A 14,521-nucleotide genomic window follows, 5' to 3' on the forward strand; every position below is an offset into this window, starting at 1 on the left:
GTCGTCTCGTCCCGGGCTGACGGGCACACGGCAGCGTCGCGTCCGGTCGGGTTGCGATCGGACGTTCGTCCTGTGCCCTGAGTGCGTATAGTCGGAAATGTCGCACCTCCCAGGAAACTGCCGCCACAGCACGAGGTCAAGCCGGTGGACGACGCAGCAGACAGCGCACAGGGCGTACGAACGGATGTGAACTCCGGGCGTCACGCCGTGGTTCGAAACGACAGCGGTCAGTATGCGATCTGGCCCGGCGACTTGACCGTGCCGGGCGGCTGGCACCTGGTCCACGGGCCGGCCGGCCACGAGGACTGCCGGGCCCACGTGGCCCGCGAATGGCGCCCGCCCGGGCTCGGCTTCCCCGGGCTCGGCTCCCCCGGGGAGCGCGGCCGCGGGCGGGCCGAGGGCGACGGCGGCACCGTGCCCGGACTGCTGCGCTCCCGCGCCGCGCAGCACCCGGACGCGGTCGCCGTCGTCGCCGACGACACCACGCTGAGCTACCGCGAGCTGGACCGGCGCAGCGACCGCCTGGCCAGGGCGCTGCGGGCGCGCGGGGCCGGCCCCGAGCAGGTGGTGCCGGTCTGCCTCGAACGCGGCGCGGGCCTGGTCGTCGCCTGGCTCGGCGTGCTGAAGGCGGGCGCGGCGCTGCTGCCGCTGGACCCGGCGTACCCGGCGCGGCGCCTGGCCCGGCTGGTCGAGGACAGCGGGGCGCGGGTGGCGGTCACCGAGGGCGGTGTGCTGCCGGGCGTCGAGCCGGTGCCGGTGGACGCCGAGGACGGGCCGGACGGCGGCGGCGAGCCGGTCCTCACTGGGTTAGCCGGCGCCGGAGGGCCCGAGGGTGCAGGTGGGCCCGGCGACGCAGGTGGGCCCGGCGACGCCGGTGAGGCCGACGGTGCCGGTGAGTTCGACGGGGCCGGGCCCGACGACCTCGCCTACCTGATCTACACCTCCGGCACCACCGGCACCCCCAAGGGCGTCCCCGTCACCCACCGCTCCCTGGTGTTCACCCTCGACCGGGTCGTGCACGCCTACGGCCTCGCCCCCGGCGACCGCGTCCTGCAACTCGCCGCACTCGGCTTCGACACCGCGCTGGAGCAGGTCTTCGCGACCCTGCTCGCCGGGGCCACCCTCGTCCTCGGCGGCGGCCGCACCTGGGCGCCCACCGAGCTCGTCCAGCGGATGCGCGGACTCGGCCTCGCCGTCGCCGACCTCACCCCCGCCTACTGGCACCACGTGCTCACGCTGCTCCCGCCCGGCGGGCCCGGCCCGGAAGGGCTGCGGCTGGTCGTCGTCGGCGGGGACGTCGTGCACGCCGACGACTGCCGCAGCTGCCTGGACCGGCTGCCCGGCGTCCGGCTGGTCAACGCCTACGGGGTCACCGAGGCCGCCGTCACCTCCACGCTCTGCGAGGTCACCCCCGCCCTGCTGGACGCCGCCGGCCCGGGCGGCCCGGCCGCGCCGGTGCCGATCGGCCGCCCCCTGCCCGGCGTGCGGGTGCACGTCCTGGACGCCCGGCTGTCCCCCGTGCGGCCCGGCGAGCGGGGCGAGATCCACCTCGGCGGGCCCGGCCTCGCCCGGGGCTACTGGCGCGCGCCCGTGGCGACCGCCGAGGCCTTCGTCCCCGACCCGTACGCGCCGGTGCCCGGCGAGCGGATGTACCGCACCGGCGACGCCGGGCGCTGGCGGGCCGACGGACAGCTGGAGATCCTCGGCCGCTTCGACGACCAGGTGAAGGTGCTCGGCCACCGCGTCGACCCCGCCGAGATCGAGGCCGCCCTCGCCGCCCACCCCGACGTCCGGCAGGCCCGGGTCGCCGCCGACGGCGGCGACCCCGACGGGGGCCGCGTGCTCACCGCCTACTACACGCTCGCCGACCACGCCGACGCCGGTGCGGAAGCCGGGGTCCGCCGCGACCGGCTCCGCGCCTTCCTGGCCGAACGGCTGCCGGAGTACATGCTCCCGGCGGCCTTCGTGGCGCTGGACCGCATGCCGCTCACCCCGGCCGGAAAGGTCGACCGCCGCCGGCTGCCGCACGCCGAGCCCCGCACCCCGGGCCGGGCCGGCCCGGGCGGCACCGGGGCGGCGGGCGGCGGGGGAGCCGTCGAGGACGCCATCGGGCAGCTGTGGGCCGAACTGCTCGGCGTCGAGGAGGTCGGGCCCGCCGACGACTTCTTCGCCCTCGGTGGCAACTCCCTGCTGGCCATGGAGATGCTCGCCCGCGCCCGGATCATGCTCGGCCTCGACGTCACCCGCGTCCGCGCCCTCACCCGCGCGCTGCTGCGCGACGCCACCCTGCGCGCCTTCGCGACCGCCGTCCAGGCCGCCCGCTCCGACGGAGCCGGGCGCACCGCCCGCACCGCCCACGCCGACGGCCCCGGTTCCGGCGAGGCCGCCGTCGACTGGGCCGCCGAAGCCCGGCTCGCCCACCCCGTCCAGCAGTCCTGGAGCCCGGCGCCCAGCCGGGCCGAACCCGCCGAGATCCTGCTCACCGGCGCCACCGGCTTCTGCGGCGCCCACCTGCTGCACGCCCTGCTCGCCACCACCGGGGCCCGGATCCACTGCCTGGTCCGCGCCCCCGACGAGGAGCACGCGCTGGAACGCCTGCGCGCCGCCCAGCAGCGCTTCCTGCGCCACGACCTCACCGACACCCGGGTGGTGCCGCTGGTCGGCGACCTCGCCGCACCCCGGCTAGGGCTGACGCAGCGCCAGTTCGACGCTCTGGCCGGGAGCCTGGACGCCGTCCACCACCTCGGCGGGCAGGTCAACTTCCTCTACCCGTACCACCAGTTGCGCGCGCCCAACGTCGGCGGCACCCGCGAGATCATCCGCCTCGCCGGGCACAGCCGGGGCGTACCCGTGCACTACCTGTCCACCCTCGCCGTGCTGGCCGGCTTCGGCGCGGCCGGCGTCCGCGAGGTCACCGAACGGACCCCGCTCGCCCACCCCGACCGGCTCGGCGTCGGCTACGTCGAGAGCAAGTGGGTCGCCGAACAGCTGCTGCACGAGGCGGCCGCCGCCGGACTCCCGGTCACCGTGCTGCGCACCAACGACGTCACCGGGGACCTCGCGACCGGCGTGATGAACACCGGCACCGAGATCTGCGCGCTCATCGCGTACCTGGCGGACAGCGGCACCTGCCCGGACGTGCTGCTGCCGCTCGACTTCGTCCCGGCCGACCGCTTCGCGCGCGCCGTCGCCCACATCGCCGCCCACGCCCCCGCCGACGGCGAGGTCTACCACCTCACCTCGCCGCGCCCGGCCGACCTCTCCGACCTCGCCGAACGGCTTCGGGCCCGGGGCCACCCGATCGCCGAACTCCCTTACCGCGACTGGGTGCAGGGCCTGGTCCGGTTCGCGGCCGGGCACCCCGCCCACCCCATCACGCCGTTCGTCCCGCTGTTCGTCGACCGCGCCCCCGGGTCGGCGCTGTCGATCAGCGAGCTGTACTTCCGGCCCGTCTTCCCGCTGTTCGACCGTGCCAACACCGACGCCGCGCTCGCCGGCAGCGGCATCGACCTGCCCGCCGTCGACGCCGGGCTGCTCGACCACTACCTGGGGCGGCTGGCGGCGGAGGGCTTCCTCGGGCCGCCGGCATGAGCCCCTTCGACGGGCTGGACGTCCAACGCGGGCCCGGCGACGGGCCGGTGGCGTTCGGCGCCGGCCTCGGCGCGTCGGACCTGCTGGCGGCGTACCGCCGCGGCCTGTTCCCGATGCCCGCGGCGGACGAGTACGCCGGCGCCTACAACGAGGCGCGCTACGAACAGGCCGTCGAGGCGGGCGAGGTGGCACTGCTGCCCGGCGGGGACGACCCGTACGCGCTGGCCTGGTGGTCGCCCGACCCCCGGCCCGTCCTGCCGCCCGACGGCGTCCGGTTCGGCAGCCGCCTCGCCCGGCGGCTGCGCCACCGGCCGCAGTGGTGGACCAGCGCCGACCGGGCCTTCGGCGAGGTGCTGGCCCGCTGCGCCGAGGGCCGCCAACCGGCCTGGCTGACCGGCGAGTTGCGGGCCGCGCTGGAGCGGCTGCACGCGCTCGGGGCCGCCCACAGCGGCGAGGTGTGGGAGGGCGAGGAGCTGATCGGCGGGGTGTTCGGCGTCGCCGCCGGGCCCGTCCTCAGCCTCGACTCGATGTTCCACCGCCGCCCCGACGCCGCCCGCGTCGCCGTCGCCGACCTCGGGGCGCGCTTCGGCGCGGCCGGCGGGCGGCTGCTCGACGCCCAGTGGGACAGTCCGCACATCCGCAGCCTCGGCGCCGAGCCGGTGCCCCGCTCCCGGTACCTGGCCCAGCTGGCGGCGGACGCCGCGGTGGGCCCGCTGCCGGGAGCTCCACTGCCCGTGGCCCGGCTGGTCTGACCTGCGCCTTTTACCCTGCTTGGCCTGTCTTCGACAAACTTATTCCCCGTCAGTAACATGACGCCGCGTGTTCAAAAGCTCCATGGGCAGGGCCGTCGGCCCCGCCCTCCTCACCCTCGCCCTCGCCGGGGTCGCCGCCTGCGGGCCGACCACCTCCGGCACTCCGCAGGCCGCCGCCGGCACCGCCGAAGCGGCCGTCACCACCGGCACGACCACGACCGCGTCCGCCGTCGGCGGCCAGGCCCCGACAGCCCCGGCCGCCGGCACCCCCCGCGCCCGGGCCGCCGCCGCCCCGACCACCGCCGCCCCCACCGCACGGCCGACCGGTGCGGCCGCCCCGGCCGGTGCGCCGGTCACCGCCGCCCCGGCCGGCGACCGGCAGGCCGCCGTGGCCGCCCCCGCCAAGGACGGCGGCGCGGCCACCCCTGCCGGGCAGAACCTCCAGCTCACCGCGTACGACCCGGCAGGCGGCACGGCCGTCCTCTCGGCGCCGCCGGCCGCCGGGCCCACCGCGTCCGCCGGGCCCACCGCGTCCGCCGGGCCCACCGCGACCGCCGGCGCGACGCCGACCCCCGCGCCCGCCCCCGCCGTTCAGCCCGGGCAGCTCATCGCCAGCCCGCCCACCGCCGCCGCGCCCCAGGGTGCACTGGTCGCCGTCACCGGCGTCCGCCCCGGCGTGGGCGCCAGCCTCAACCTGACCACCCGCCCCGCCACCCTCGCCGAACTCCTCGGCGGCACCGAGGCCGACGGCCAGGTGCCCGTCGACCCGCACGGCATCACCGTCACCCCGCTGGTCAAGGACCTCAAGGCCGTCGTCGGTGCGGACGGCGGCGGTGTGAAGGCCGACGCCTCCGGCACCCTGGAGGTCGACGTCAAGGCCCCCGTCCCGCTGCCCGACGGCGCGAGCGTGGACGCCTCCGGCTCCCTCCAGCTGCACCCCGCCGTCCACTTCGCCTACCACGGCGCCGCCGCCGGCAGCCCGCGCACGGCCTCCATCGGCTTCGACCTCGGCGCCCACGCCCAGTGGAAGGTCACCGGCGACGTCGCGCGCAGCACCGGCGCCGCGCCCGTCCGGCTGCCCTTCGCCACGTTGCAGGCCAGCCCGGTGCTCACCGTCGCCGGACTGCCCGTCGTGGTCAACCTGAAGCTCACCTGCTACCTGGAGGTCGGCGCCGACGGCCAGGTCCACCTGGAGGCCGAGCAGGAGGCCACCGGCACCTGGGCCGTCCGCGCCGACTACACCGGCGGCAAGGGCTGGACCCCGACCACCGACGCCGACACCAAGGTCTCCCCGGTCCGGGTGCGCCTCACCGGCAAGGCCGGGGTGCGGGCCGCGCTCGGCGCCGACGTCTCCGTCGGCCTCTACGACACCGTCGGCGTCCAGACCACCGTCGCCCCCTATCTGCGGGCCCGGGCCGAAGGCTCGCTGACCGTCGACTCCTCCGGCAACCCGCCGCAGGCCCAGGGCAGTTGGTCGCTGGTCGGCGGCGTCGACCTGACCGGCTCGCTGCTCGCCCACCTCAAGGTCTTCGGCACCCCGGTCATCGAGGGCACGTACCCGCTGCCGCCGTTCCACCGCGAATGGCCCCTGGCGGCGGGCTCCGCGGCCCTGCCGTCCCCGCGCCCGAGCAGCTGACCCGGGTACGCCCCGGTCCCGGGGCCCGGTTACTGCCCGGGCGGTACGCCGGGCAGCGGGGCTACTGCTCCTGACGTACCGACAGTTCGTGTCCCAGGGCGATGATCCGGTGCCGGGTGCGCTGGAAGGCTGGCGCGCAGGAAGTCGGCCCGACCGACTTCCTGCGCACCCGCACCCGTCATCGTCAGGAGACCGCATGACCACCCCCAAGGCCCTGCGCCGCGTCGCGGCCGCGGGCCTAGCCCTGACCGCCTGCCTCGCCACGGCGCCCGCCGCCACGGCCGCCGCCGCCGAGCGCGACGGCGGCCCCGCGAGCGCCGGGGCCGGACTCGACCGGTACCACCACCAGCGCCTCGACTGGCGCAGCTGCGTTCTGGGGCCCGACGACGAGGTGGGCCGTGGCCTGGAGAGCGCGGGCGCGCGCTGCGCGGACGTGACCGTGCCGCTCGACTACAGCGACCCCCGGGGGCGGACGATCACCGTCGCGATCTCCCGGCTCAAGGCCACCGACACCCGGCACCGGATCGGCTCCCTCCTGCTCAACTTCGGCGGCCCCGGCGGGCCGGGCCTCGCCAACTCCGTACTGGTGCGCGGGGCGATGAAGGAGACCGGCGCCCGCTACGACGTGATCGGCGTGGACCCGCGCTTCGTCGGCCGCAGCACCCCGCTGGACTGCGGCCTGTCCAACGGCCCCGTCCTGCCCTCGGCCCCCGACCGGGCGGGCTTCGACCGCCAGACGGCATGGGCCAAGGACGTGGCCGACCGGTGCCGCGCCACCAACGGCTCGGTGCTGCCGCACATCACGACCCGCAACACGGCCCGCGACCTGGACGTCGTCCGGGCCGCGCTCGGCGAACGGAAGATCTCCTACCTGGGCTACTCGTACGGCACCTACCTGGGCACGGCCTACACCCAGATGTTCCCCGGCCGCTACGACCGGGTGGTCCTCGACGGCGGGATCGACCCGCGCGCCTACAACCCCCGGCTGATGCGGGGCACCGAGAACGAGCACGAGCGGGCGCTCGACGGCTGGGCCGACTGGGCGGCCGCGCACCACGCCGACTACGGCCTCGGCGACACCCGCGCGCAGGTGCGCGCCACGATCGACCGCGTCGTCGCGGCGGCCGAGCGGGAGCCGCTCACCGTCGGCACCGCCCCCGACGTCTTCCGGCTCGACGGCAGCCAGGTGCCCTCCGTGGTGTTCGCCGGGATCGCGAGCGACCTCGACCCGGCGCGGGTGGGCCTCGCCGAGGAGTTGTCCGTGCTGGCCGCGGCCGCCGACGGGCGGCCCACCCGGGTGTCGCCCGGCTTCGCCGCCTTCCTGCGGGGGGCGTTCACCAGCGCGGGTTCGGTCACCGGCAGCGTGCAGACCGCCATCCTGTGCGGGGACGTGGCCGCCCCGCGCGACCCCGAGGAGTACTGGCGCGACATCGAGCGCGACCGGGCCGCCCACCCGCTGTTCAGCCCGATGACCGACAACATCACCCCGTGCGCGTTCTGGGACGCGCCGCGCGAGGAGCCGACGAAGGTCCGGCGCGACGCCGCGGCGCTGATCGTGGCCGCGAGCAACGACCCGCGCACCCCGTACCGGGGCGCCGTCGCGCTGCACGGCATGCTGCCCGGCTCCCGGCTGGTCACCCTCGAAGGCGCCTTCCAGCACACCAGCTTCGGCGTCTACGGCAACGCCTGCGTCGACGACTCGGTGAACTCCTACCTGGCCACCGGCCGCCTGCCGGGCAAGGACCGCACCTGCGCCAAGCAGTCCTGAGCAGTCCTGAGCAGCCCTCACCAGGGCCGAGCAGCCGTGGGCAGCCCTTCCTGACCAGCCGAAGGCTGCCCTAGGCTGCGGCCATGCTCTCTGTGGTGGTGGCCCCCTGGGCGGGCGAGGCGGAGCCGGTGTTCGTGCGGGCGCCGGACGAACTGCACGATGCCGCGAGCACGATGAAGGTCGCGGTGTTGGCGGCGCTCGCCCGTGGCGGGGTGGATCTCGATGCCGAGGTGCCGGTGGTCAACCGGTTCGAGTCCGTGGTGGGCGGGGAGTTCGGCAACGATCCCGACTGGGACAGCGATCCGCTGCCGTGGGAGCTGCTGGGCACGCACGTGCCGCTGCGGCTGCTCGCCGAACGGATGATCACGCACTCCTCCAACCTGGCCACCAACCTGTGCCTGGCCCGGGTCGACCGGGCGGCGGTGGCCGAGGCGTGGCGGCGGGCCGGGGCGACGCGCAGCGCGAGCCCGCGCGGGATCGAGGACTACGCGGCGCGCGACGCCGGGGTGCACAACCTGGTGAGTGCGCGGGACCTGGTGCGGCTGCTGCACTCCCTGGGCGGGGAGCCGGAGTTGCTGGCGCTGCTGGAGCGCAACGCGTTCCGGGTGGACCTGGCGGCGGGCCTGCCGCCGGACACCCGGATCGCCTTCAAGAACGGCTGGGTGCCCGGCGCCCGGCACAGCGTGGGCCTGGTCCACCCGCCGGACTGCCCGCCCTACCTGATCGCGGTCTGCTACACCGGCCCGCTGGCCTCCGGCGAGGACCGCACGGACCCGGCGGCCCGGCTGCTGGCCCGGGTCTCGGCGGCGGTGTGGCAGCGGCGGCACGAGCTCGCCGGCGCGTGAGTCGAGGCGTGACCCGACGCGTGAGCCGGCGCGTGAGCCGGCGTGTGGACCGACGCGCGACCCGGCCCGCCGCCCGCCCGCCCGCCCGCCTGCTGCGCGGCTTCGCGCAGCAGGCGGGACAGCGGTCAGTACGGCTGGACGAGGACGTGGGCGGCGCCGGGGATGCCGACCTTGAGGAGCTCGTCCTCCTCCGGGGTGGTGGGCGTGCCGGTCTCCTGCTTGAGGACGGCCCGGGAGAGCGACTGGACCCACATGGCGCGGGGCCGGCGGCGCTCCTCCCAGGCGGCGAGCGCGGCGGGGACGGCCTCGGCGGCGTCCAGGCTCTGGGCGAGGACGAGGGCGTCCTCGACGGCCATCGCGGCGCCCTGGGCGAGGTGCGGGGTGGAGGCGTGGGCGGCGTCGCCGGCGAGCACGATCCGGCCGACGTGCCAGGGCTCCTCGACGCTGACCTGGGAGATCCGCGAGTAGACCACGGCGGACGGGTCGGTGACCTGGGCGAGGGCCTCGGCGATCGGGCCGCCGAAGCCGGCCAGGCGCTCGGCGAGCTGCTCGTGGGCGTGCCCGGGGTCGGGCCGGAAGTCCTCGGCCTCGGCGAACACCGAGCCCAGGTACATGAGGTCGTCGGTGATCGGGGTGAGCAGCGCCTTGGCCTTGACGTTGCCGGTGGACATCACCACGCCCTGGACCTCGGGCGAACGCGGCAGGGTGACGCGCCAGTTGGCGAAGCCGGTGTACTCGGGCGCGTACTTCTCCCCGTAGAGGCGCTTGCGCAGCGGGGAGCCGATGCCGTCGAAGCCGACGACGAGGTCGTAGCGGCCGCGGTGCCCGTCGGTGAGGGTGGCGTCGACGCCGTCGGCGTCCTCGGTGAGGTCGGCGATGGTGGTGCCGAAGCGCAGGGTGGCGCCGGCCCGGGTGGCGGCGGTGGCGAGCACCTGGGCGAGGGCGGGGCGGGGGATGCCGTTGTTGGAGGGGGCGTCGCCCATCCGGGGCTGCGGGATCTTGGCGAGGGTGGCGCCGGCCGGGTCGCAGATGGTCAGCACGTCCCACTCGAAGCCGGCGGCGAGGCAGTCGTCGAGGACGCCTATCTCGCGCATCACGTGGAGGGCGTTGGAGGGCTGGATGATGCCGACGCCGAGGGCTTCCAGCTGGTCGCGCAGTTCGGCGACGTCGACGTGGTGGCCGCGCTCGGCGAGGGCGGTGGCGAGGGTGAGCCCGCCGATGCCGCCGCCGTGGACGAGGACGCGCAGGGGTGAGGTCATGGGGTGGCTCCTGGGGAAGGGAAGTGGTTCAGCCGACCGACTTTCAGCCGGCCGACGTTCAGCCGACTTTCAGCCGACGGGGGCGGCGGAGAGGTCCATCAGGTGGTCGACCAGGGCGAGCAGCAGGTCGCGTCCGAAGGCGCGTTCGCGGACGTCGCCGAGGAGCATCGGCACCTGCGGGTCCAGGTCGAGGGCGGCGCGGATCTCGTCGGGGGTACGGGTGTTGTGGCTGTGGAAGCAGTTGATGGCGACGACGAAGGGGATGCCCCGGCTCTCGAAGAAGTCGATGGAGGCGAAGCTGGTGTCGAGCCTGCGGGTGTCGGCGATGACGATGCCGCCGAGGGCGCCGTTGACGAGGTCGTTCCACATGAACCAGAAGCGTTCCTGCCCGGGGGTGCCGAACAGGTAGACGACGAGGTCCGGGTTGACGGTGATCCGGCCGAAGTCGAGGGCGACGGTGGTGGTGTCCTTCTGGTCGACGCCGGACAGGTCGTCCACGCCGACGCTGGCCCGGGTCAGGTACTCCTCGGTGCGCAGCGGGGCGACCTCGCTGACGGAGCCGACGAGGGTGGTCTTGCCGACGCCGAAGCCGCCCGCGATGAGGATCTTGACGGCGGCCGGCGCGGTGGCGACGCCGGCGTCAGCGGCACTGCTGGGGTGGGGTGTTGCCATGGTTCAGAGTCTCCGGAGTCCTTCGCGAACGGCCGTGAGCAGGCCGAGGTCCACGCCTCCGGCGGCCCGGGCCACCGAGAGCGGCGCCCGGGCCCGCAGCAGGCCCTGGGCGACCAGGTCGCCCAGCAGGATCTTGGTGACCGAGACCGGGAGGTCCAGGCCGGCCGACACCTCGGCGACGGCGGCGGGCCGTCGGCAGTGGTCGAGGATCATCCGGTGCTCGGGCTGGAGGCCGCGGGCACCGGCGCGGCTGCCCCGCGCCAGGGCCCGGGCGGCCTCGTCCTCGACGGTGGTGAGCACGGTGATCAGGGTGAGGTCGTCGCGCTCGGGCGCGGTGCGGCCGCGGGTGATGGTGTACGGGCGCACCATGGCGCCCGACTCGTCCTCGGCGTCCTCGTCCGGCAGTTCGCTCCAGTGCGGGACCCCGCCGCGCTGCCCGCTCCCGCTCCCGTTTCCGTACGGGCCCACCGGTGTCAGCTCCGGTTCCGGGCGGCGAAGGCGTCGAAGCCGGCGGGGGAGGCGGCGCCGGCCTCGGCACGCACCGGGGTGGTCATCTTCTGGCCGACCTGCTGCACCAGGGTGTGCATGGCGACCGACATGACCTCGGCGTCGACCTCCTGGGAGGCGACGACGGCCAGGTGGGTGCCCTGGGCGGCGGCGATGATGAACAGCCAGCACTCGGCGAGTTCGACGATCACCTGGTGGACGGCCCCGCCGTCGAAGAGCTGGCCGACGCCGCGGGCCAGGCTCTGCTGGCCGGTGGCGACGGCGGCGAGGCGCTCGGCGTCGGCCCGTTCGATGGTGCGGGAGTGGCTGACGACCAGGCCGTCGTCGGAGAGCAGGACGGCGTTCCTGGTCCCGGGCACCGAGTCGACGAGTCCGTCCAGCAGCCAGTCCAGGTCCTGGTGGGTGGCGATCGTTCGGTTCATGACTGGTCATCCGTTCGTGTGGTTCGGGGGTCCGCGGCCGGCAGGGCCCAGGGGGAGGGGTCGGACGCGGGCGTCGGGGAGCCGGCGGGGGCGGTGGGGGGAGCCGGTGGGGTCACGGCCCCGGGCAGCGGGTGCTCGCCGCTGTCCTGGGCGCGGGCGGCACGGGACTGGCGCTGGAAGGCGCCGATCGTCGCACCGGAACGCTTCGCCGGGCGCTGGAAGGGGCCGCCGGCGGGCTCGGTGGCCGGGGCGGCGGATTCGGCGCGGGGCCCGGCGGCGGGCTCGGCCCACTGCGGGCGGGGCGCCGGCGGGACACGCAGTTCGGCGGCCAGGCTGGCCTGCCGGACGCGCTGGGGCAGCGGGGGCTGCTCGGTCTCGGTGGGGCTGAGCGGCACCGCGGAGGCGTACTCGCGGCGCTGGCGCCGTTCGGCCAGCCGGTAGTGGTCGGCCGGGCGGTACTGCTCGTCGGCGTACGGGGCCTCGGCGTCGGTGACCCGGGCGTAGGCGATGTCCGGGTAGGCGGGCACGTCGTGCGAGGGCAGCTGGTCGACCGGGGCGTCGGGGGCCGGCGAGCTGTGCTCGATCGGCTGCTCGGCGTACGGGGCGGGGAACGGCGCGGGCTCGGCGGCGGGCGCGGCCTCGGGCCGGACGTACTCGACGTGCCCGAAGGCCTGGACGGGGGCGGTCAGCGGGTCGAACGGGAGCTGCTGGGTCTGCCCGGGCTGCGGGGTCTGTCCGAGCGGTTCCACGTACCCGGGCTGCTCCACCTGGCCGGGCTGGTCGACGTGCTGGACCTGCTCGAACACCTCCACCGGCTGGAAGGACTCGGCCGCGGCGAAGGCCTCCACCGGCGGGAGGGACTCCGTCGGCGCGAAGGACTCTCCCGGCGGGAAGGAGTCCACGGGCGCGACCGGCGGCCCCGCCGGCGCCGACTCCGGGGCCTCGTTGGAGGCGGTGAGCAGCGCCTTGCGGGAGCGCCGTACGAGCGGGATCGGTTCGACGGGGGCGGCGTCGGGCAGCCCGGCGTCGCCGTCGATGACGAGCTCGTCGGGGACGAGCACGACGACCCGGGTGCCGCCGAAGGCCGACGGCCGGAACTCGATCTTGAGTCCGTTGTGCGCGGCCAGCCGGGCGACGACGTAGAAGCCGAGGCGGACGTCGTCCGCCCGGGCGAGCACGTCGGTGCGGGGCGGGCGGCTCATCAGTTCGTTGGCGGCGTCGTACTGCTCGGGGTCCATGCCGAGGCCGCGGTCCTCGATCTCGACGGCGAGTCCGCGGCCGACCATGGCGGCCCGGACCTCGACCGGGGTGGGCGGCTTGGAGAAGGTGGTGGCGTTCTCCATCAGCTCGGCGAGCACGTGCGCGACCGGGCCGACGGCCCGCTCGGACAGCCACGGGTGGCCCTCGACGTCGATCATGATCCGGCGGTAGTCCTGCACCTCGCCCTGCGCGGCGCGCAGCACGTCCAGCAGCGGGACGGGCTTGCGCCAGCGCCGCTGCGGCTGGCCGCCGGCCATGATGACGAGGTTCTCCTCGTAGCGGCGCAGGCGGGCGGTGAGGTGGTCGAGGTCGAACAGGCCCTCCAGGACCTCCGGGTCCTCGTGCTTGCGCTCCAGCTCGTCGAGCTTGCGCAGCTGGCGGCCGATCAGCAGCTGGGTGCGGCGGGCGATGCGCTGGAGCAGCCGCTCGAAGCCGCGGTGCTGTTCGGCCTGCTTGACGGCGGCCTCGACGGCGGAGGCGCGGGCCAGGTTGAGGGCCTGGCCGAGGCGGGCGAGCTCGTCGGTGCCGTTGCCGTGCGGGCCGGCGGTGATGGTGCGGCTGTCGGTCTCGACGTCGACCTGCTCGCCGCGGCCGAGGCGTTCGACGACCTCGGGGAGGGTGCGCTCCATCTCCTCGGCCTGGGTCTGGAGTTCCTTGATGCGACGGCGCAGCGAGCGGCTGAGCCGCCAGGAGGCGATGATCACCGCGACGACGGTGATCAGGCCGACGACGGTGGTCAGGACGACCGTGGTGAGGAGGGAGAGGATGGTGCCCTTGCCGACGTCGACGATGCCGCTGGTGCGGGTCTCGATGGCCTTGACCAGCTGCGGGTTGAGCTGGTCGAGGGCCTGGCGCCACTGGTCCTGGGCGGCGGGGAGTTTGACGGTGCCGTTGGCCTCGGCGGCGGTGGGCTTGGTGAGCGACTGCTCGACGGCGGCCTTGGCCTGCCAGGCGGGGCTGTTCATCAGGTCGTGCCAGGCGGCGGCCTCGCCGTCCGGGATGTACGGGAGGACCTGGACGGTGAAGAGGTGCTCCTGCGCCCCGACGGACTGCTGGACCTGCTGGTAGTCGGTGACGGTGAGCCGACCGGTGGGCCAGCCGCGGGCGAGGATGGCGTCCTCGCGGGCGAGCATCTCCTTGGCCCAGAAGGCGTTCACCAGGGTCTTGGAGATCCAGGTGACCTCGCCGGTGTCGACGTGGCTGAGCGCGGCGAACAGCCGCAGGTCGACGGCGATCAGGTCGGTGTAGTACGCGTACAGGGTCTGCTGGTCGATCGAGCCGTGGTCGACGGCGGCGCGCTGTTCGGCGAGCTTGCCCATCGCCTGGCGGGCCTCGGTGACGGCGGTGCGGACCTCTTCGGGGGCGCTGTCGGCGGTCTCGCCGGAGAGGACCTGGAACTGACGGACCGCGTCGTCGGTCTGCTGGCGCTGGCGGCGCAGCTGGTCGGTGTTGCCGCCGGGCCGGGCGAGCGCCTCGGCGCTGAGCCGGCGTTCTTCCTGGAGGCTGTAGTAGACGATGTTGGACGGCTGGCCGGCCTTCTGGGCGAGCAGGCCCTGGGCGGCCTGGCGCTGGAAGTCGAAGACGGTCTCGCCGCTGGTGACCGCCCACAGGGCGGCCAGGGCGATGCTGGGGACGACGGCGAGGACGAGCAGCGCCGTCCGCAGTGACAGGCGCGGACGCCTGCGGGGGGCCTTCGGCGTCGGGGGCCGCCGATTCGCACGCGCGCGCAGAGCAGTCTCCTTGGGGATGGCGGCCGGCCTGAGCGGGGCGGCCGTCCGGGGCACGGGCTTGACGAGGCGATACTAGTCA

At 75.6% G+C, this 14,521-nt stretch carries 10 protein-coding genes; 5 read left to right on the top strand and 5 right to left on the bottom strand.

The genetic code is table 11. From position 1 onward, the window contains the following. Positions 1–186: 186 nt before the first annotated feature. The 5 genes from OG556_RS26320 (at position 187) to OG556_RS26340 (ending at position 8,592) form a co-directional block, all read left to right on the top strand. The gene (locus OG556_RS26320) at positions 187–3,591 is read left to right on the top strand and encodes an amino acid adenylation domain-containing protein (protein WP_371522901.1); all 3,405 of its coding nucleotides are present in this window, start codon (positions 187–189) and stop codon (positions 3,589–3,591) included. Beyond that, positions 3,588–4,343, top strand: a complete 756-nt coding sequence (locus OG556_RS26325) for a leucyl/phenylalanyl-tRNA--protein transferase (RefSeq protein ID WP_371520072.1) — start codon at positions 3,588–3,590, stop codon at positions 4,341–4,343. The genes OG556_RS26320 and OG556_RS26325 overlap by 4 nt, the downstream gene beginning before the upstream one ends. Positions 4,344–4,410: 67 nt before the next feature. Beyond that, the gene (locus tag OG556_RS26330; RefSeq protein WP_371520075.1) at positions 4,411–5,979 is read left to right on the top strand and encodes a hypothetical protein; all 1,569 of its coding nucleotides are present in this window, start codon (positions 4,411–4,413) and stop codon (positions 5,977–5,979) included. A gap of 196 nt (positions 5,980–6,175) precedes the next feature. Continuing rightward, on the top strand, positions 6,176–7,747 hold the full coding sequence (locus OG556_RS26335; protein ID WP_371520077.1) for an alpha/beta hydrolase: 1,572 nt from the start codon (positions 6,176–6,178) through the stop codon (positions 7,745–7,747). 83 nt (positions 7,748–7,830) lie between these two features. Further along, positions 7,831–8,592 carry a serine hydrolase gene (locus OG556_RS26340; RefSeq protein WP_371520080.1) on the top strand — a complete coding sequence of 254 codons (762 nt, stop codon included), beginning with the start codon at positions 7,831–7,833 and terminating at the stop codon, positions 8,590–8,592. A gap of 125 nt (positions 8,593–8,717) precedes the next feature. Here OG556_RS26340 and OG556_RS26345 read toward each other — a convergent pair whose 3' ends face one another. The 5 genes from OG556_RS26345 to OG556_RS26365 form a co-directional block, all read right to left on the bottom strand. Then, the gene (locus OG556_RS26345; RefSeq protein WP_371520083.1) at positions 8,718–9,851 is read right to left on the bottom strand and encodes an FAD-dependent monooxygenase; all 1,134 of its coding nucleotides are present in this window, start codon (positions 9,849–9,851) and stop codon (positions 8,718–8,720) included. A gap of 69 nt (positions 9,852–9,920) precedes the next feature. Next, positions 9,921–10,523, bottom strand: coding sequence for an ATP/GTP-binding protein (locus OG556_RS26350; RefSeq protein WP_363579619.1), 603 nt, complete (start codon positions 10,521–10,523; stop codon positions 9,921–9,923). Positions 10,524–10,526: 3 nt separating this feature from the next. Continuing rightward, positions 10,527–10,991 carry a DUF742 domain-containing protein gene (locus tag OG556_RS26355; protein WP_371520086.1) on the bottom strand — a complete coding sequence of 155 codons (465 nt, stop codon included), beginning with the start codon at positions 10,989–10,991 and terminating at the stop codon, positions 10,527–10,529. 5 nt (positions 10,992–10,996) lie between these two features. Beyond that, complete coding sequence (locus tag OG556_RS26360; RefSeq protein ID WP_063349794.1) at positions 10,997–11,452, bottom strand: roadblock/LC7 domain-containing protein; 456 nt, start codon at positions 11,450–11,452, stop codon at positions 10,997–10,999. Continuing rightward, positions 11,449–14,496: a nitrate- and nitrite sensing domain-containing protein gene (locus OG556_RS26365; protein ID WP_371520089.1), complete on the bottom strand. Its 3,048-nt coding sequence runs from the start codon at positions 14,494–14,496 to the stop codon at positions 11,449–11,451. The genes OG556_RS26360 and OG556_RS26365 overlap by 4 nt, the downstream gene beginning before the upstream one ends. Between the last annotated feature and the right edge of the window lie 25 nt (positions 14,497–14,521).

The sequence above is a fragment of the Kitasatospora sp. NBC_01300 genome (assembly GCF_041435235.1).
Classification (GTDB): domain Bacteria; phylum Actinomycetota; class Actinomycetes; order Streptomycetales; family Streptomycetaceae; genus Kitasatospora.

Coding starts and splice junctions, on each gene's coding strand:
- OG556_RS26325 (WP_371520072.1), top strand. CDS start 3,588: ATGAGCCCCTTCGACGGGCTGGACGTCCAACGCGGGCCCGGCGACGGG.
- OG556_RS26335 (WP_371520077.1), top strand. CDS start 6,176: ATGACCACCCCCAAGGCCCTGCGCCGCGTCGCGGCCGCGGGCCTAGCC.
- OG556_RS26340 (WP_371520080.1), top strand. CDS start 7,831: ATGCTCTCTGTGGTGGTGGCCCCCTGGGCGGGCGAGGCGGAGCCGGTG.
- OG556_RS26345 (WP_371520083.1), bottom strand. CDS start 9,851: ATGACCTCACCCCTGCGCGTCCTCGTCCACGGCGGCGGCATCGGCGGG.
- OG556_RS26350 (WP_363579619.1), bottom strand. CDS start 10,523: ATGGCAACACCCCACCCCAGCAGTGCCGCTGACGCCGGCGTCGCCACC.
- OG556_RS26360 (WP_063349794.1), bottom strand. CDS start 11,452: ATGAACCGAACGATCGCCACCCACCAGGACCTGGACTGGCTGCTGGAC.